The 19,621-nt window shown below is 44.9% G+C and carries 15 protein-coding genes; 13 read left to right on the top strand and 2 right to left on the bottom strand.

Annotated features, from left to right (window positions below; genetic code table 11):
• The first annotated feature begins 179 nt into the window (after nucleotides 1-179).
• Entirely contained in the window at nucleotides 180-2,168 is a 1,989-nt protein-coding gene (gene uvrB, locus DW694_RS03570) for an excinuclease ABC subunit UvrB (protein WP_118752560.1), read from the top strand.
• 262 nt (nucleotides 2,169-2,430) lie between these two features.
• Here the strand turns inward: uvrB and DW694_RS03565 are convergent, their stop codons facing one another.
• Nucleotides 2,431-4,026: a response regulator gene (locus DW694_RS03565; protein WP_286186805.1), complete on the bottom strand. Its 1,596-nt coding sequence runs from the start codon at nucleotides 4,024-4,026 to the stop codon at nucleotides 2,431-2,433.
• Nucleotides 4,001-5,833 carry a histidine kinase gene (locus DW694_RS03560; RefSeq protein WP_118752559.1) on the bottom strand — a complete coding sequence of 611 codons (1,833 nt, stop codon included), beginning with the start codon at nucleotides 5,831-5,833 and terminating at the stop codon, nucleotides 4,001-4,003. Before DW694_RS03560 ends, DW694_RS03565 begins: the two co-directional genes overlap by 26 nt.
• A gap of 239 nt (nucleotides 5,834-6,072) precedes the next feature.
• Here DW694_RS03560 and DW694_RS03555 point away from each other — a divergent pair, with 239 nt between their 5' ends.
• The 12 genes from DW694_RS03555 (at nucleotide 6,073) to DW694_RS03500 (ending at nucleotide 19,600) form a co-directional block, all read left to right on the top strand.
• Nucleotides 6,073-7,308: an extracellular solute-binding protein gene (locus tag DW694_RS03555; RefSeq protein WP_015527072.1), complete on the top strand. Its 1,236-nt coding sequence runs from the start codon at nucleotides 6,073-6,075 to the stop codon at nucleotides 7,306-7,308.
• Between the two features lie 78 nt (nucleotides 7,309-7,386).
• On the top strand, nucleotides 7,387-8,265 hold the full coding sequence (locus DW694_RS03550; RefSeq protein ID WP_044961978.1) for a sugar ABC transporter permease: 879 nt from the start codon (nucleotides 7,387-7,389) through the stop codon (nucleotides 8,263-8,265).
• An 11-nt stretch (nucleotides 8,266-8,276) separates the two neighbouring features.
• The gene (locus tag DW694_RS03545; RefSeq protein WP_021652326.1) at nucleotides 8,277-9,131 is read left to right on the top strand and encodes a carbohydrate ABC transporter permease; all 855 of its coding nucleotides are present in this window, start codon (nucleotides 8,277-8,279) and stop codon (nucleotides 9,129-9,131) included.
• 41 nt (nucleotides 9,132-9,172) lie between these two features.
• A complete protein-coding gene (locus DW694_RS03540) occupies nucleotides 9,173-10,282 on the top strand; it encodes a glycoside hydrolase family 172 protein (protein WP_021652327.1) in 1,110 nt (369 codons plus the stop codon).
• A 15-nt stretch (nucleotides 10,283-10,297) separates the two neighbouring features.
• Nucleotides 10,298-11,551 (top strand): extracellular solute-binding protein, encoded by a 1,254-nt coding sequence (locus DW694_RS03535; protein WP_244092794.1) that lies wholly within the window; start codon nucleotides 10,298-10,300, stop codon nucleotides 11,549-11,551.
• A 175-nt stretch (nucleotides 11,552-11,726) separates the two neighbouring features.
• Nucleotides 11,727-12,770, top strand: coding sequence for a heat-inducible transcriptional repressor HrcA (gene hrcA, locus DW694_RS03530; RefSeq protein WP_059085387.1), 1,044 nt, complete (start codon nucleotides 11,727-11,729; stop codon nucleotides 12,768-12,770).
• An 18-nt stretch (nucleotides 12,771-12,788) separates the two neighbouring features.
• Nucleotides 12,789-13,424 carry a nucleotide exchange factor GrpE gene (grpE, locus tag DW694_RS03525; protein ID WP_059085388.1) on the top strand — a complete coding sequence of 212 codons (636 nt, stop codon included), beginning with the start codon at nucleotides 12,789-12,791 and terminating at the stop codon, nucleotides 13,422-13,424.
• Between the two features lie 53 nt (nucleotides 13,425-13,477).
• Nucleotides 13,478-15,370, top strand: a complete 1,893-nt coding sequence (gene dnaK, locus DW694_RS03520) for a molecular chaperone DnaK (RefSeq protein ID WP_118752558.1) — start codon at nucleotides 13,478-13,480, stop codon at nucleotides 15,368-15,370.
• 21 nt (nucleotides 15,371-15,391) lie between these two features.
• Nucleotides 15,392-16,582, top strand: coding sequence for a molecular chaperone DnaJ (gene dnaJ / locus DW694_RS03515; protein WP_118752557.1), 1,191 nt, complete (start codon nucleotides 15,392-15,394; stop codon nucleotides 16,580-16,582).
• Nucleotides 16,583-16,740: 158 nt separating this feature from the next.
• Entirely contained in the window at nucleotides 16,741-17,694 is a 954-nt protein-coding gene (gene prmA / locus DW694_RS03510) for a 50S ribosomal protein L11 methyltransferase (RefSeq protein WP_118752556.1), read from the top strand.
• A gap of 4 nt (nucleotides 17,695-17,698) precedes the next feature.
• Nucleotides 17,699-18,442 (top strand): 16S rRNA (uracil(1498)-N(3))-methyltransferase, encoded by a 744-nt coding sequence (locus tag DW694_RS03505; protein WP_092071274.1) that lies wholly within the window; start codon nucleotides 17,699-17,701, stop codon nucleotides 18,440-18,442.
• 3 nt (nucleotides 18,443-18,445) lie between these two features.
• Entirely contained in the window at nucleotides 18,446-19,600 is a 1,155-nt protein-coding gene (locus DW694_RS03500) for a cysteine desulfurase family protein (protein ID WP_118752555.1), read from the top strand.
• The last annotated feature ends 21 nt before the right edge of the window (nucleotides 19,601-19,621 follow it).

Raw genomic sequence — 19,621 nt, 5'->3', positions numbered from 1 at the left:
CTGCCTTTTTGTGTGGTGCAGTAAAAAGTATAGAACAAATATTCGGTTGCCCTATACTTTTTTTACTCTGAATGATATACTGTAAAAGCAACAATAATAAAGATAAAAGCACTCTCTTTACATATAGTAACAGGCAGTATTTACATATCCACAAATTTCAGAACAACAAGGAGAACCGTATGGATCATTTCAAATTACACTCCGAATACCAACCCACAGGAGACCAGCCTCAGGCTATCGAAAAACTGGTCAAGGGTTTTAAGGAAGGCAACCAGTTCGAGACTTTGCTGGGTGTCACAGGCTCCGGTAAGACGTTTACCATGGCGAACGTCATCGCAAAGCTTAACAAACCAACTTTGGTACTTGCGCACAACAAAACACTGGCAGCACAGCTGTACGGTGAGTTTAAGGAATTTTTCCCTGAGAACGCAGTGGAGTATTTTGTCTCCTACTACGACTACTACCAGCCGGAGGCTTATGTCCCGTCCACAGATACCTACATCGCTAAGGATGCATCCACTAACGATGAGATCGATAAGCTCCGTCTCTCCGCCACAGCAGCCTTATGTGAGCGCAAGGATGTGATCGTGGTTTCGTCGGTATCCTGTATCTATGGCTTAGGTGCACCTCAGGAGTTTTTTGATATGATGATCTCTCTTCGCCCTGGAATGGAGAAGGACCGTGATGAGGTCATCAAACAGCTGATCGATATCCAGTACACAAGAAATGAGATGGATTTCCACCGAGGAACATTCCGGGTGCGTGGCGATGTGCTGGAGATCTTTCCGGCTAACTCTACAGACCGGGCGGTGCGTGTGGAATTTTTTGGAGATGAGATCGAGCGTATCACAGATATCGATGTGCTTACCGGAGAGATCAAAAGTGTGGAAAGCCATGCAGCGATTTTCCCTGCATCTCATTACGTTGTGCCTCAGGAGCAGATCCGTCGTGCAGCAGATGCCATTTTGGAAGAGATGAAGCAGCAGGTGGAATACTTTAAAAGTGAGGATAAGCTGATCGAGGCTCAGAGAATTGCGGAGCGTACCAACTTTGATGTGGAAATGATGAAGGAAACGGGATTCTGCTCCGGGATCGAGAACTACTCCAGGCACCTGACAGGGCTTGCACCGGGGCAGCCACCGTATACACTGATGGATTACTTCGGAGATGATTTTTTACTTATTATAGATGAGTCCCATAAGACAGTTCCCCAGGTTGGCGGTATGTATGCCGGTGATCAGAGCCGTAAACAGACACTGGTGGATTACGGCTTCCGACTTCCATCTGCTAAGGATAACCGTCCATTGAGCTTTGATGAATTCGAGAACAAGCTTGACCAGGTAATGTTTGTATCTGCGACACCGGGAGAATATGAATATGACCATGAGCTTCTCCGCGCAGAGCAGATTATCCGTCCTACAGGGCTTCTTGATCCGAAGGTGGAGGTGCGTCCGATCGAAGGACAGATCGATGATCTTGTAGCAGAAGTAAATAAGGAAATTGAAAAGAAAAATAAAGTCCTGATCACGACCCTGACCAAACGTATGGCAGAGGACCTTACCGATTATATGAAGGATCTGGGAATCCGTGTCCGATACCTTCATTCAGACATTGACACTCTGGAACGTGCGGAAATCATCCGTGATATGCGTCTGGATGTATTTGATGTGCTAGTCGGGATCAACCTTCTGCGAGAAGGACTGGATATTCCGGAGATTACACTGGTAGCGATCTTGGATGCAGATAAGGAAGGCTTCCTTCGTTCGGAAACATCCCTGGTACAGACTATCGGCCGTGCTGCCCGGAACAGCGAAGGCCATGTGATCATGTATGCGGATAACATGACAGAATCCATGGAAAAAGCAATCTCGGAGACAGAAAGAAGGAGAGCGATACAGGAGGCTTACAACAGGGAGCATGGCATCACTCCAACCACGATCAAGAAGGCGGTCCGTGATCTGATCGCTGTTTCGAAGAAGGTGGCAGAGACAGAAGTGAAGCTTAAGAAGGATCCGGAATCCATGAACCGCAAAGAACTGACGAAGGTGATCGCCCAGGTAGAGAAGCAGATGCGTGCTGCTGCAGCAGACCTGAATTTTGAGCAGGCTGCTGAGCTGAGAGACAAGATGCTTGAATTAAAAAAGAATCTGGAAGAATTAACGGAATAGGCTGCAAAGCAGCTGACAATACAATGCCCCTGGCTGTCAGCGTCAGGGGCATTTCTATGGAATAATTAAATAGAGAAGTGAGTTAAGGGTATTTGCCTGAGCTTTTGGGAAGAATTTTTATCAGGATTTTTTTCCATTTTTTCATAGCAATCCCTCCTTCGAAAAAATATGAAGATTCTCTTTATTAATTGATTATAAGTAAAATTCCGGAGAAGGGCACTGGCATTTGTGCCAGTAACTTTGTTATAAAGAAGAGAAGAAGTTATGTATGCTGTTCCCGGTAGGCGGAAGGTGTGATCCCCATTTTCTTTTTGAAGCTGGTGCTGAAATAATATTGATTGGCATAACCACATTTCAGGCTGATCTCCTTCAGACTCATAGTAGTCGTAGTCAGGTAACGGGCGGCTGCGGAAATACGCTGAGATGTGATAAAGTCGCTGATACTGATCCCCTGATTTTTTTTGAAAAGAGCACTTAAATAAGCAGGGCTTACATTGGCAGAGGCAGCAATATCATTGAGGCAGAGCGTATTGTCAGTGTAGTGTTCGTTGATATAGGAAATCACCAGTTCACAGAGCTTCTGGTGATAATCATTCATGGAGGAATCAAGCTTCCGGCATAAAAGATGGCACAGATCCTTCAGCCATTGACATAGCTCTTCCGTATTATGAAACTCATTTATGTGGTTGTAAACATACAAAATTTTAGTTTCAAGGTCATGCGTATCCAGATTTAATTCATAGAAAAATTTCAGGATCCGGCCAAGAAGAGAATAAATCTGTATGAAAGCGAAATTCTTTGTGCGAAATTTCTGAGTGAGCCAGTCGGAAAAATTCTGAAACCAGAGATCTATGGCAGCGGTATCCTTTTTGCAGAGAAGCCGGATCAGTTCATCCTCCTTTGTATCTGAAAAATCTGCAACAGACAGATCGGAACCCAGAGCCTCTCTTCCGTCAAAGATATTCTGATGCGGGAAAAAGAATCTGTATTCCAGTGCATGTACGGCGCTTTTATAAGAATGGTTCAGGTTCCAAAAATCCTGGACAATTGTTCCAATGCCTGCGTTGAGAGAAAGTCCCAGTGGCTGGCAGGCATCTGCGATTGAGGAAATAAGTCCGCTGGTAAGCTGGCGGAAGCTGTTGGACTGACAGCCGCTGTGTCCCAGAATGCACAGATAGCCATCCATATCCGGGAGAAGATACACAAAATCAAGAGAAGCGGTTTCCTCAGTTATCAGATCCTGAAGGTTGAAAAGCTCCATCTGAAACTTTTCAATCCCGTAAACAGCTTTTAGATCCGGAGCATTTTCAAGCTCCAGAATAACAACTGTATAAAAATCATAATTCAGCTCCAGGTTCAGATACTTAAGATAAGGCTTCAGTCGGTAGGCTGCTTCAGAAGACGGAAGGTGTGTGATCTCGCGGAAAAATTTTTCCGTAAGAAGAGGCCTGCTTTGTTTCAGAAGCTGGAGATTTTTCTGTTCCTTTTCCATCAGTGCAAAAGCGTTTTTTACCTTCTGGATAAGATAGGCATAATCCAGAGGCTTTTCGATATAATCCAGAGCACCGAGGAGCAGAGCACGTCTTGCATATTCAAATTTATCATAGGCACTGATCAGGATGATCTTCACCATAGGATTGATCTCAAGAGCTTGACGGCTCATGGAAATGCCGTCAAGATCAGGCATTTCAATGTCAGAAATGATCAGATCTGCCGGTTCTTTTTTCATGGCTTCGATAGCAGAGGTTCCATTGTAGCAGACATGGATGATCTCTGCATTCAGTGTTTCCCAGTCTATGTTTTTTTCGATACCTTCTGCAGATAAGTAATTATCATCTACGATCATTATTTTTTTCATCGATATCTTCCTCCATCTGTTCGAATTCAATGGTGACGTATGTGCCGTTTCCGGGGTTGCTGCGGATCCTTACGGAACCGTTTCCGTATAATGGGTTGGAAATACGGGAACTTACGTTGGAAATTCCAAAATGCTTCTCATAATCAATAACATTATGCTCAATAGCATGGCGCAGCTGTGCAAGGGTTTCGGAGTCCATGCCGGCACCGTTGTCCTCAATGGAGATCACAACCGTATCATCGCCATAAAGAACATGGATCGAAATGAAAACAGCTGGTGTGCCCGAAGAAATCCCGTGCAGAATGGAATTTTCGAGAAATGGCTGAAGTGTAAACTTGCAGATCAGGAAATTTTCGATTCCATCTTCTGCTTCGATCTCCCAGTCTAGATTATCTTTATGACAGAGCTTTTCCATTTCCAGATAAAGCCGGGCAATTTCCAATTCATCTTTAATAGGAATAAGTTCCTTTGATTTACGCAGGGTAAGACGGTAAAAGGCAGTCAGATTTGCAATCATCTGATCAGCAATGTCAAGCTTTCCAAGGGACTGGCAGGTACGGATCGATCCCAGGATATTGTAAAGAAAATGCGGATTGATCTGTGACTGGAGCAGCTGGTATTTCAGACGTTCTTCGTTTACGGAAAGATTTACAATGGACTTCAGGTTTCCGGCTATTGTGTGCTGCATATCTTCAAAGGTGATGCCCAGTCTGTCAATCTCATCATACCTGGAAGGATCATCCGGGTGGGGAACAGTAACGATAGATAGATGTTCCGGGTCATATCCCAGCTGAAAGGCTTCCATTGCATAGGAAAGTGCAGTGATCTTCCGGGTAAGATTTTCGGAAAACAGGATAACGATGATAACAGTAAGGAGCAAGAAAATAAGGACAGTGATCAGTAAGGCACGGATCAGGATGTGCGTGTTGCCCTGAATATAGCTTTCCGGGATTTCGGTAACATGAAGCCAGCCATTGCTTAAGGTGCAGCAGTTATAATATTTGTCGCCGCTGTGAAAAGAAGAATCTGCATTTCCTTTGAGTTTCTGAAACTGTGCTTTGGAAATTCCGGATAAATTCAGTGAGGATGTATTTTTTGCTGCAATCTCTCCGTGATCTGTGAGAATGTAGCTGTATATGCGGGAATCCAAAGCAGCAGGCTGCAGATAAGTGGTAAGCTCTGAGGTGTCCAGAGCAATGCCGTAGGCGTATTCCAGAATACCGGTGGCCTGATTTTTCAGTGCCCGGACGCAGAGAATCACATCGGCAGATGATTTTTTTGTGGACAGTATTTTAGGCAGAGGCATATTGGAAACCGGTATCCAGACAGAGGAAAAGCCTGAACCGGAAACAATATTTTTATCCAGACCATATGCAGAAAGCTCATCTGTGGAAAAGAAGTACAGGCTTTCTTTTGAACCGAGCTGATCGGGCTGCAGAAAAACATATATATGGAAGAAATCGAATGTGGATTTATACAGCGAAATATTGTTTTTTACAGTGGTGAATTTTTTCAGTGCATCTACCTTATTAGAGGAAGGCTGATTTAGGGAGTACATTTGAAACTGTATGGTATCTGCTACATTTTCAACCTGACCGAGGCGGTCGTTCAGCTGAGAGACCAGCTGCTTGTCAGTCATTACGGCAGAATCGATGATACGATCTCTGGCAATGTTATAGGAAATGTGATAGCTGATGAAGGTCAGGGAAATCAGAGGTACCATAGTTGCGATCAGAAATGCGAGCAGGAGCTTATAGCGAAATGAGGAAAAATGGGTGGGATACATTTGTGGAATTTCATAGTACATACTCTCCTTTATGTCGAAAACAAATTAATGAAACCGAATCCAGCTGTGAAAAAAAGCCGTTACAAATATAGATTATATAAAAGGATTATAAAAAATTAACAACAAAAATACAAGAGAACGAAAAATAATATAAAGAAATCATAAAATATTGTATTTAGAATGAGGGGGCTCTCTGGTATCCTTAAACCATCAAAAACAGGTGTGGACAAACACGAAAATGTCCAGAAAGGAAGAAAGATATGAAGAAAAAAGTAATGAGTGCAGTTTTGGCAGCAGCGATGGTTGTGGGTATGGCAGGTAACGTGGTTACTGTTTCCGCAGAGGAGAAATATGATCTTACCTTATACAGCATCGACACCACAGACCCGGATTTTGAGGACTGGCTTGCAAATGTGGAAGATGCCACGGGCCTGAACATTAATGTAATTGCGGCACCTACAGATACAGATACCCGTCAGCAGAAGATCACCACAATGCTTTCCACAGGAGATGCTTCCGTGGATGTCATTCAGATCAACGATGAGATGAGTGCGGCATTTAAAAATTCCGGATGGCTGGAAGGACTGAATGATACAGTAATGACAGATGATATCGCTGATCAGTTTGCCCAGGGATATGTAAAGAATATGATCACAGATAAGGACGGAAACATTATCGGTGTTCCAGGCTATACAGGATATTTTGCATTCTGGGTAAATCAGGAGATCATGGATGAGGTCGGAATCAAATCCATTGATACAAAAGAGGATTTCATGAAGTATATGAAGGCTGTTTCCAAGGACGGAAGATTCGGCTACGGCGGTTCCTGGGAGAAAACTTATGCATTTAACGAGCTTGCACAGTTTGTAAACATGTTCGGCGGCGATTATTTTGACTGGACCAAAGAGGAAAACAAGGAAGCAGTTCAGTTCCTCCACGATCTGGTTGCTGATAAAGAAACATCCATCGAGCAGATCGCTGATAAATATGAGCAGATGAATCCGAAGATCAATGACGGAAAATACGGATGCTGGTTCATGTGGGGCCTTGGAACAGATTATGCAAAGGCAGATATGCTTGGCGCAGATAAGATCCACATGGAAATGGTACCGGATTTCAGCGGCAAGGGAGAGCGTGCGATCTTTACAGATTCCTGGAGCTATGTTCTCAACAAAGCATCCAAGAATAAAGATGCAGCTGTGAAATTCCTCCAGTATATGGCTGATGAAGGCGGAATGGAAGCTTCCTATAAAGCATTTGACAGATATCCTGCAAGAAAGGATGTTGCAGAGAAGGTAGTTCCGGATTCTGACCCGGCAAAAGAAATGTACAGCAGATATGCAAATGAATGCAATGTACAGGGACGTCCGATGGTGGCACAGACAATGGAATTTATCAGCGATATGGGAACAATCTTCCAGTCCTGTATGAAAGACGAGATTACAGTTGATGAGTTCTGCAAGAAGGCTCAGGATGTGGTAGATATGTATAAGTAAAAGATATAAAAAAACAGCAATGTAAAGCAGAGGTAAAAGTCTGCTTTACATTGCTTGATGAACAGGGAGGAAAGTTCCATGACAATAAGCAAAAAAAATATGAAGTGGATACCATGGCTTTTGATCCTGCCGGTTGTACTGATTCGAGGTTTTACAACAGTATATCCCATTCTGATGACTGTGAAAAACAGCTTCTTTAATATCAGTATCCTTGCAGGTATCAATGAATTTATAGGCTTCAAGAATTACCTGAAGGTATTTTCTGATCCTAAAGTGCTCACATCGATCAGCTTTACGGCAATATTTGTGGTTGCTTCCATGATCTTTCATGTGATCCTCGGAGTTATCCTGGCACTGATCCTGAATATGAAATTCAAAGGCCGCCGTTTTCTGAGGACCATCGTGCTGATCCCGTGGGCTATGCCTGCAGTAGTAGCCGGTATGGCTGCAAAATGGGCATTTAACAATGATTATGGTCTGATCAATGATTTTATCCGCTGGTTTGTACCGGGTTACCAGAACAGCTGGCTGATCAATACAGGTACTGCAAGAGCAGCGGTAATTGCAATGGACCTGTGGAAGGACCTTCCGTTCTTTGCAATTCTTGTACTTTCCGGACTTCAGTTTATTTCCGGCGATATCTATGAGGCAGCAAAGGTAGACGGTGCAAACGGGATCCAGAGCTTTTTCCGGATCACACTTCCGCTGATCGCAAAAAATGTCCTGACTTTATGTATTCCGTTCACACTCTGGAGACTGACAACCTTCGATCTGGTTTATTCCATGACATCTGGAGGCCCTGGAGAGGATACTGCGCTGATCGCATACAGAATCACAACAGAAGCATTTACAAATCTAAACGTAGGATATGCTTCGGCGCTGGCTATGCTGCTGTTTGTTGTAATGGCGATCTTCAGCTGGCTGAATATACGTGTTATGAATAAGTTTGACAGTTAGGGGGAATTATCGTGAAGAATACAGGAAAATATAATGTTTATCATGGAGTGGTAGCCGTTGGAAGATGGGTTCTGTTTGCAGTTGTGGCTTTTCTGATCCTGTTCCCGGTTTACTGGATCTTTATTTCTTCGATCACACCGTCAGGAGAACTGTTTAAAACACCGATCGATTATCTTCCGGATCATCCCACACTGGAAAGCTATAAATTTCTGATACAGAATGTAGGACTGCTTTCAAAGATCGGAAATACAGTTCTGATCGTAGGCATTACACTTGTGATCAGTACCGTGCTGTGTGCAATGGCTGCCTATGGCTTCTCAAGATTTAACTCAAAGGGAGTTTCTGTTGCATTTGCGTTTGTTCTGGCTACCATGCTGATCCCTGAGGTTGTCACAGCCCGCCCGCTGTATGAGTTTATGCAGAAGGTAAAGCTGTATGATACATATCCGGGACTTATCCTTCTTTATATCAGTACCGTTATACCGTTTACGGTTCTGATCCTCAGAAACTTTGTCGGTGAGATCCCGATCTCACTGGAGGAGGCAGCTGCTATTGACGGCGCATCTTTTTCACAGAGACTGTTTACGATCGTTCTGCCGCTGATGAAGCCGGCAATTGCTACGGTTTGCATTATCAACTTTATTACCTGTCTGAATAACTTTTTCACACCGTTGTTTTATTCAAATGGTATTCAGGTACTTTCTGTTTCCATCGTACAGCTTCCGTTACGTGACAACATGTATGGAGTTCCGTGGGATCTGGTCAGCGCCATGGGATGGATCATCCTTCTTCCGATCATTATCTTTGTAGCTGTTTTTGAGAAACAGATCATGGATGGTATCATGGCAGGTGGAGTAAAAGCGTAAATATAATATTTTTAATTTCCAAAAGAGAGGAGAAAACAGATATGTATCAGGCATTTACAGGCGGACTGGGAGGGATCGCACTTGCAAAGCATGGAAAAAGCCGTGCGATCAACGCAGAAAATCCTCATGGAGAAAAAGGCAGAGGCGGTATGGCTGCAAGTCATCTGGGACCGTCCAGAAAAGGAAGCCCGTGTCTCAGGGATATTGAGCCGGGAACTGTGGTAACTCTGGCAGAAATGGAAGGACCGGGACAGATCAATCATATCTGGATCACCGTTGATAACAAGACTACAGAGGCAGATTGCTTTGTACTGAGAGATCTTGTAATCCGTATGTACTGGGATGACGAGGAAACTCCTTCCGTGGAAAGTCCTCTGGGTGATTTCTTCTGCTGCGGATTCGGAAGGGAATGTTTTGTAAATTCTGTTCCGGTGGCTGTTGTTCCAAACAGGGGCTTTAACTGCTATTTCCCGATGCCGTTTAAGAAGAAAGCAAAGATCACACTGGAAAACCAGCATGCAAATAAAATCCCGGCTTTCTTTTATCAGGTAGATTACTGTCTCTATGATGAGCTTCCGGACGATATTGCTTATTTCCATGCGCAGTGGAGAAGGGAACGGTTGACAGAAAAAACAAAAGATTATACAATTTTGGATGGAGTAAAAGGAAAAGGCCATTATATAGGAACCTACATGGCACTTACCACACTGGAACGTTACTGGTGGGGCGAGGGAGAAATGAAGTTTTATATTGACGGAGATGAGGAGTATCCGACCATCTGTGGAACAGGAACGGAAGATTACTTTGGTGGTTCCTGGAGCTTTGCCAAACAGGTGGATGGAAAAACCGTGGAACAGAATTATAACACGCCGTATCTGGGATATCCGTATTATTCTGCCCATGACGAGCTGATCCACAATTTTTATCATAATGATGACTGCCCGCCAATGAGAGGCTTTTACAGATGGCATTTACAGGATCCAATCTGCTTTGAAGAGGATCTTCGCGTTACGATTCAGCAGATAGGCGTCGGATACCGTGGCCTGTTTGAACGACAGGATGATGTGGCAAGTGTAGCGTACTGGTATCAGACACTTCCTCATGCACCGTTCCAGCCGTTGATGTCAAAAGAGGATAGATGGCCCAGATAAAAAGGGTGGTAGAGATTGAAAAAACAGGTATTTTGCGGGGTATTTGCCCTGGCTCTGGCAGTGACAGGATGTGGAGTCCAGAAGAAGGAGGCTGCATCTGATATTGTGCCGGAGAACAGACAGGAACTGACGATCCTTCATGTGGATGCAGGCACAGAAGGCTTTGATTCTTTTATCAGCCAGGCGGAAAAAGATCTTGGAATAAAGATCCATATTGAAAAATGTCCGGCCAATGCGGACAATCGCCAGGCCAAAATAGCAACTCTTCTGACATCAGGAGATGATTCTGTTGATCTGATCACAGTAAATGATGAGATGATATCCGAATTTAAACATAAGGGATTTCTTCTTCCGCTGGAAGATACGGTTATGACAGAGGAGACAGCGGCGAATTTTCTGCAGGAATACCTGAAAGAAATATGCATGTCAGACGGACATATTTTTTCGGTACCGTTCAGGATGGATATCATGGCATTCTGGGTGAACCAGGAATTGCTGGATCAGGCTGGTCTGGACAGACTCTCCTGTCTCAGTGATCTTGAGATCCTTCAGAAAAAGCTTCAGAATACGGGAAAATATGCATATGGGGATGCATGGGAGATTTCTTACATATATAATAGTATCAGCGAGTATGTCGATTTTTTCGGAGGAGATTATACAGACTGGACGGATCCGAAAACAAGAGAAGCGGCAGAATATATGAAGCGAATGCTGGATACAGGGATGATATCAGAGGAGAATCTGATCGACCAGCATGACCAGCTGAATGAAAAATTTATAAACGGCCAGTATGGATGTATGTTTATGTATACCGGTGTGTTGAGTACTTTTCAGAATGCAGGCGTGTATGGAAAAGATAAGATCCATATGGCACCATTTCCGGAATTTGACGAGAAGGTGACCAATATCGCAACCTGGCAGTATGTACTGAATAAAAATTCTGATCATAAAGAAGCAGCTCTGAAGTTCCTTCAGTATGTGTCCGGATATGAGGCCAGCAAAAATTACGGACAGCTGACAAAAATGTGTCCGGCAAGACTGGATGTGATCGAGGATAAGAATTTTGATCTGGATGGCATTGAAATGGTCCGGCAATATCTGAAAGATTATAAGCTGAAGGCAAGACCACTGTGTGCCGATTCCATAGAAGCTGTTTCGTCCATGGGAACGGAATTTCAGAAATATGTGCTGGGACAGAAAACAGAAGCGGAATTTTTTGCCGGGGCACAGAACTGCATAGACCAGTATTACAAAAAAGCATCGTACTGATGCTTTTTTTGTTTTGAAAAAATAAGAACTTTTTTTCAAAACATATTGACAAATATTTTACATGGTGATATCTTAAAGACTGTAGATGTTAGCACTCCACTAAAATGAGTGCTAACAGATATAAAAAAAGAATCAACATCCGTCAGGAAGAATAAAAAGGAAAGGAGATGGCTTCATGGAAGAGGTATTGAATGAGCGCAAGCAAAAAATCTTAAAAGCAATCATCAAGACCTATATGGAGACCGGAGAACCGGTTGGTTCCAGGACCATTTCCAAGTATGCGGATCTCAATGTAAGTTCCGCAACGATCCGAAATGAAATGTCAGACCTGACAGATATGGGCTATATCGTCCAGCCTCATACCTCAGCAGGAAGGATTCCTTCAGATAAGGGCTACAGACTTTACGTCAATGAGCTGATGAAGGAGAAGGAAGCGGAGGTCGCAGAGCTGCGAGATCTGATCATTGAGAAGACAGATAAGATGGATAAGGTGCTTAAGAAGGTTGCGAAGGTTCTTGCTTCCAATACCAACTATGCTACCATGGTTTCCGTTCCGCAGTACAGCGGCAACAAGGTCAAGTTCATCCAGCTGTCGAGGATGAGCGAGCTTCAGCTTGTGGCAGTGGTTGTCAGTGACAACAACACAGTCCGGAACCAGATCATCAATCTGGATGAGGAAATGGACGACCAGACGATCCTAAAACTGAATCTTCTTCTTAACACCAATCTCAATGGGATTCCAATCCAGGATATCAACCTTGGGATGATCGCCAGACTGAAGGAACAGGCAGGCAGCCACAGCGGTGTGGTGGCAACGGTTCTGGATGCAGTGGCAGCCACCATTCATGTGGAAGAGGAAGATATGGAGATCTATACTTCAGGTGCAACGAACATCTTCAAGTATCCGGAGCTTGCCGATAAAGAGAAGGCAACGGAGCTGATCTCCGCATTTGAGGAGAAGCATGAACTTGCCGATCTTGTAAAAGAACAGATGTCAGATGGAGAGAATACAGGAATCCAGGTTTACATCGGTGATGAGATGCCGATCCAGACCATGAAGGACTGCAGCATTGTAACTGCCAGATATGAACTGGGAGACGGAATGTACGGAACCATCGGGATCATCGGTCCCAAACGAATGGATTATGAGAATGTAGTGGACAGTCTGAAGGAACTGAAGAATCATCTGGATGACGTTTTGAAAAAGAAGAAAACTTAGAAAGGCGGTAGAAAAAAAGTGTCGGAGGAAACAAAGAAAACATCCGAAGAGCAGGAAGCGGAGAAGGAAATCCCCGTAACTGACGGAGATCAGGAAGAAGAAAACCTGACACCGGAGGGAGAAGATCTGCCGGAGGAAGAAAACAATACTCCAGGCGAAGAAGCTGCCTCAGAGGATAAAAAAGAAGAAAAATCAAAAACTTCCTTCTTCGGAAAGAAGAAAAAAGATAAATCTGAGCAGAAGGTGGAGGAACTTACCGATCGCCTGAAGCGTACCATGGCTGAATTTGATAATTTCCGTAAAAGAACGGAAAAAGAAAAATCCAGCATGTACATCATCGGAGCAAAAGAGATCGTTGAAAAGATCCTGCCGGTTGTGGATAACTTCGAAAGAGGTCTTGCACAGGCACAGGAAGGCGATGCTTTTGCAGATGGAATGAAAATGATCTACAAGCAGCTTACCACAACACTGGATGAGCTTGGTGTGAAGCCGATCGAAGCAGTGGGAAAGGAATTCAACCCGGATTTCCATAATGCAGTGATGCATGTGGAGGATGAAGAGGTTGGAGAGAACATCGTGGTGGAAGAATTCCAGAAGGGTTACACCTACAAGGATTTCGTAGTACGCCACAGTATGGTAAAGGTTGCGAACTAACTGACAACAAACTTTATTTTAACAGATACAGACTAAAACAGGAGGAAAAAATCATGGGAAAGATTATTGGTATTGACTTAGGTACAACAAACAGCTGTGTAGCCGTAATGGAAGGTGGACAGCCGACAGTTATCGCAAATACAGAAGGCGCAAGAACAACACCATCCGTTGTAGCATTCACAAAAACAGGAGAGCGTCTGGTAGGTGAGCCTGCAAAACGTCAGGCAGTTACAAATGCAGACAGAACGATCTCCTCTATCAAAAGAGAGATGGGTACCGATTACCGTGTAACCATCGATGACAAGAAATATTCTCCACAGGAGATCTCCGCAATGATCCTTCAGAAACTGAAAAAGGATGCAGAGGCATATCTTGGTGAGAAAGTAACAGAGGCAGTTATCACAGTTCCGGCTTACTTCAACGATGCTCAGCGTCAGGCTACCAAAGATGCAGGTAAGATCGCAGGTCTTGATGTAAAACGTATCATCAACGAGCCTACAGCAGCAGCTCTTGCATATGGTCTTGACAATGAGAAAGAGCAGAAGATCATGGTATACGACCTTGGCGGTGGTACATTTGATGTATCTGTGATCGAGATCGGTGATGGCGTTATCGAGGTTCTTTCCACAGCTGGTAATAACCGTCTTGGTGGAGATGACTTTGATAAGAAAGTTACAGATTACATGCTTTCCGAGTTCAAGAGAACAGAGGGCGTAGATCTTAGCAACGATAAGATGGCTCTTCAGAGACTGAAAGAGGCAGCTGAGAAAGCTAAGAAAGAGCTTTCTTCCGCAACAACAACAAACATCAACCTTCCGTTCATCACAGCTACAGCTGAGGGACCGAAGCATTTCGATATGAACCTTACAAGAGCTAAATTTGATGAGCTGACACATGACCTTGTAGAGATGACTGCTGAGCCGGTTCGTCGTGCACTGTCTGATGCAGGTATCACAGCTTCCGAGCTTGGCCAGGTACTTCTGGTTGGTGGTTCTTCCCGTATCCCGGCTGTACAGGATAAGGTAAGACAGTTAACTGGCAAAGAGCCAAGCAAGAACCTGAACCCGGATGAGTGTGTTGCACTTGGTGCTTCCGTACAGGGTGGTAAACTTGCAGGTGATGCAGGTGCCGGTGATATCCTTCTTCTGGATGTTACTCCGCTGTCTCTGTCCATTGAGACAATGGGTGGTATCGCAACTCGTCTGATCGAGAGAAATACTACAATTCCTACAAAGAAGAGCCAGATCTTCTCCACAGCAGCAGACAACCAGACAGCTGTAGATATCAACGTTGTACAGGGTGAGCGTCAGTTCGCAAAGGATAACAAATCCCTCGGCCAGTTCCGTCTGGATGGAATCCCGCCAGCACGTCGTGGTGTTCCGCAGATCGAGGTAACATTTGACATCGATGCCAACGGTATCGTTAATGTATCTGCTAAGGATCTTGGAACAGGTAAGGAGCAGCACATCACGATCACAGCTGGTTCTAACATGTCCGATTCCGATATCGACAAAGCTGTCAAAGAAGCAGCTGAGTTCGAGGCTCAGGATAAGAAACGTAAAGAGGCTATCGACACAAGAAACAATGCAGACTCCATGGTATTCCAGGTTGAGAATGCACTGAAAGAAGCTGGCGACAAGCTTGACGCAAACGATAAAGCAAGTGTTGAGGCTGACCTCAATGCACTGAAGGATCTTCTTGCACAGACAGCAAATGCACAGGAGCTTACTGATTCTCAGGTTGCAGACATCAAAGCTGCACAGGAGAAGATGATGGAGAGCGCTCAGAAGCTGTTCTCCAAGATGTATGAGCAGACTCAGGGAGCTCAGGGTCAGGCTGGTCCTGGACCGGATATGGGCAACATGGGCGGAAACTCTGGTGCTCAGGGCGGAAATGAAGCAGGATACGGCGATGATGTTGTAGATGCTGATTACAAGGAAGTCTAAGACAAGTAGGAAATAATTACAATGGCTGATAAAAGAGATTATTATGAAGTCTTAGGTGTGGATAAAAACGCCGATGACGCAACATTAAAAAAAGCATATCGTAAGCTGGCCAAGAAATATCACCCGGATGTAAATCCGGGTGATAAAGAGGCTGAAGCGAAATTCAAAGAGGCGACAGAGGCTTACTCCGTTTTAAGTGATGCCGACAAGAGAAGACAGTATGATCAGTTTGGTCATGCGGCATTTGAAAACGGCGGTGGAGGCGGAGCCGGCGGCTTTGGCGGATTTGACTTCAACGGCGCAGATATGGGAGACATCTTCGGAGATATCTTCGGAGACCTGTTCGGCGGCGGAGGCAGAGCCAGACGGGCCAACAACGGACCGATGAAGGGCGCCAACCTTCGTGCACGTGTGAACATTACTTTTGAGGAAGCGGTTTTCGGATGCGAGAAAGAGCTGGAGATCGTTCTTAAAGATGAGTGTACCACATGTCACGGAACCGGAGCGAAACCTGGAACATCACCGGTCACATGTCCGAAATGTAAAGGCCAGGGTCAGATCGTTTACACTCAGCAGTCCATGTTTGGTATGGTACGTAATGTTCAGACCTGTCCGGACTGTAATGGAACCGGTAAGGTGATCAAGGATAAATGCAGTGCCTGCCGTGGAACCGGATATACCTCTTCCAGAAAGAAGATCCAGGTATCTGTACCGGCCGGTATCGACAATGGTCAGTGCATCCGTATCCGTGAAAAAGGTGAGCCGGGAACCAACGGCGGTCCGAGAGGAGATCTGCTGGTTGAGGTAAATGTAGCCCGTCATCCGATCTTCCAGAGACAGGATATGAATATCTTTTCAACAGCTCCGATCACATTTGCACAGGCTGCACTCGGCGGTGAGATGCGTATTAATACCGTTGACGGTGAGGTTTCCTATGAGGTGAAACCGGGAACACAGACAGATACAAGAATCCGCCTGAAGGGCAAAGGTGTTCCGTCATTACGTAACAAGAATGTTCGTGGTGACCACTATGTAACCCTGGTAGTCCAGACTCCGACAAATCTCAATGAGGAAGCAAAGAAAGCTCTGGAAGCTTTTGATGCGGCATGTGGAAACCGTCCGTCAGAGGACAGCACATCCGAGACTTCCGAAAAAAACGAAAAGAAGAAAAAAGGTTTCCGTGAGAAAGTTAAGGAAATGTTTGAGGAATAAATAAAGTGAAAACAGGAAAGAGGCACAAAATGCCTCTTTCTTTTTTTTCTGTATTCGTGTATATTAAAAGAAGTGCCCGTTTTCGGGACAATAGAAAACAGGCGACAGACTGGAATGAAAATCCGTAAATGTGTATACAGCATAAGGAGATATAAAAGATGAAATGGAACCGTTTTACACTTAAGACAAAAACAGAGGCAGAGGATATTGTGATCTGTACACTTGCCGAGGTGGGAATTGAAGGTGTGGAGATCCAGGACAAGCAGCCGCTGACCGATGAGGATAAGGCACAGATGTTTGTGGATATTATGCCGGAAGGACCAGCAGATGACGGGATCGCATATCTGAACTTCTATCTGGAAGAGGATGCGGATACCGAGGCAATCCTGAAAGATGTGAAGGCTGCACTGGAGGATCTGAGAAGCTTTGTGGATATCGGAGAGGCAACCATCACAGAATCCCAGACAGAGGACAAGGACTGGATCAATAACTGGAAACAGTACTTCCATCAGTTCTATGTAGACGACATTCTGATCGTACCGTCCTGGGAAGAAGTGAAGGCAGAAGATAAGGACAAGATGATCCTCCACATTGATCCGGGAACTGCCTTTGGTACAGGAATGCATGAGACCACACAGCTTGTGATCCGTCAGCTGAAGAAATTTGTGAAGCCGGGAATGGAGATCCTTGATGTGGGAACCGGAAGTGGAATTCTGGGAATCGTTGCACTGAAGCTTGGTGCAGGTCATGTGGTTGGTACAGATCTTGATCCCTGTGCAGTTCCGGCAGTATCTGAGAACAAGGAGGCCAACCAGATCGAGGAGAAATCCTTTGACATGATGATCGGAAACATCATCGATGACAAAGAAGTTCAGGAACAGGTCGGATATGAGAAATATGATATCGTAACTGCAAATATCCTGGCAGATGTTCTGGTACCGCTGACTCCGGTGATCGTTGCACAGATGAAAAAAGGCGCTTACTACATTACATCAGGCATCTTGGATGTAAAGGAGGATGTCGTAGTGAAGGCTGTAAAAGACGCCGGACTGACGCTTATTGAGGTGACTCATCAGGGCGAGTGGGTATCTGTGACAGCAAGAAAGGACTGATCTCATGCAGCGATTTTTTGTGGAACCTCATCAGATCGACAGGGACAGACATGAGATCCGTATCACAGGAAATGATGTCAATCATATTGTCAATGTACTCCGCATGAAAAAAGACGAGGAGCTCTGGATCAGCGATAAGGAAAAAGAATATCACTGTGTGATCGAAAACGCGGGGGAGGATGAAGTCCTACTTCATATCCTCTATGTACAGGAGCCGGATTATGAGCTGCAGAACCGTATTTATCTTTTTCAGGGACTGCCGAAGGCTGATAAGATGGAGCTGATCATCCAGAAGGCAGTAGAGCTTGGAGCATATTCCGTAGTTCCGGTTTCAACCAGACGTTGTGTGGTAAAACTGGACAATAAGAAAGCAGAAAAAAAAGTATCCCGCTGGCAGCAGATCGCAGAAAGTGCGGCAAAACAGTCCAAGCGTATGCTGGTGCCGGAGGTACATTCTGTGATGACCTTTAAAGAAGCCCTTGTCTATGCAAAAGAACTGGACGTTCTATTGATCCCTTATGAGCTTGCAAAGGGAATGAAAGAGACGAAAGAACTGATCCGGTCGATCGAACCGGGAAAAAGCATAGGTGTCTTTATCGGCCCTGAGGGTGGTTTTGAAGAGCAGGAAGTGGCAGATGCCATGGAAGCCGGTGCGAAACCCATCACCCTGGGACACCGGATCTTACGGACAGAAACTGCGGGACTTGCAGTACTTTCTGTTCTGATGTTTCAACTGGAGGATGAATAAACTATGGAAGCATATTTTGACAATTCCGCGACAACGAGATGCTTCGATGAAGTAAAGGATATTGTCTGCAAAACCATGACAGAAGATTTCGGAAATCCTTCTGCCATGCATAAAAAGGGAATGGAAGCGGAGAATTATGTCCGCAGAAGTGCCCAGACCCTTGCAAAATTACTGAAAGTGAATGAAAAAGAGATTCTTTTTACCTCCGGTGGAACAGAATCGGATAACCTTGCTATCATCGGTGGTGTGGAAGCCAATAAGCGTATGGGAAACCATATCATCACAACTGCAGTAGAGCATGCAGCAGTGGCCCAGCCTTTTGCTTATCTGAAGGAACAGGGCTATGAGGTGACTATTCTTCCTGTTGATCATCAGGGCGTTGTAAAGCTGGATGCACTGGAAGCGGCTCTTCGTCCGGATACCATTCTGGTGTCTGTGATGTACGTGAACAATGAGGTGGGAGCCGTGATGCCGGTAGAAGAGATCGGAAAGCTTGTCCATGAAAAAAGTCCGAAAGCACTTTTTCATGTAGATGCCATCCAGGCATTCGGAAAGTATCGTATCTATCCGAAAAAGCTGGGGATCGATCTTCTTTCCGTGAGCAGCCACAAGATCCATGGACCAAAGGGCGTAGGCTTTCTCTATATTAACGAAAAAGTAAGAGTACAGCCGCAGATCCTTGGCGGCGGACAGCAGAACGGTATGCGTTCCGGAACAGACAATGTGCCGGGAATCGCAGGCCTTGGCGTTGCCGCAGAGATGGTATATACGGATTTTGATAAAAAAATGCAGCACCTTTATGACCTGAAAGAACGGATGGCAGAGGGACTTTCAAAGCTTGGCGATATCACTGTCAACGGAATGCCGTTAATGGAGGGAGCGCCACACATCATGAGTGTAACCTTCCACGGAGTACGGAGTGAGGTTCTTCTCCATACGCTGGAAGAATTCGGAGTATATATTTCCGCAGGAAGTGCATGCTCCAGTCATAAGAGAAAACCAAGTGCAACACTGACAGCTATGGGACTTTCAAGAGCGGATGTGGAGAGTACCGTCCGCATCAGTTTCTGTGAGGAAAATACCTTTGAAGAGGTAGATTACTGCCTGGAAGCACTGGGAAAAACAATTCCGATGCTGCGCAGGTATGCACGTCGATAGAGAATACAGAAGAAAGGGATT

It is taken from the genome of Ruminococcus sp. AM26-12LB (assembly GCF_003480785.1).
Classification (GTDB): Bacteria; Bacillota; Clostridia; order Lachnospirales; family Lachnospiraceae; genus Blautia_A; species Blautia_A fusiformis.
The sequence above is the reverse complement of the archived record's forward strand: the minus strand, read 5'-3'. Positions and strand labels throughout refer to the sequence as shown.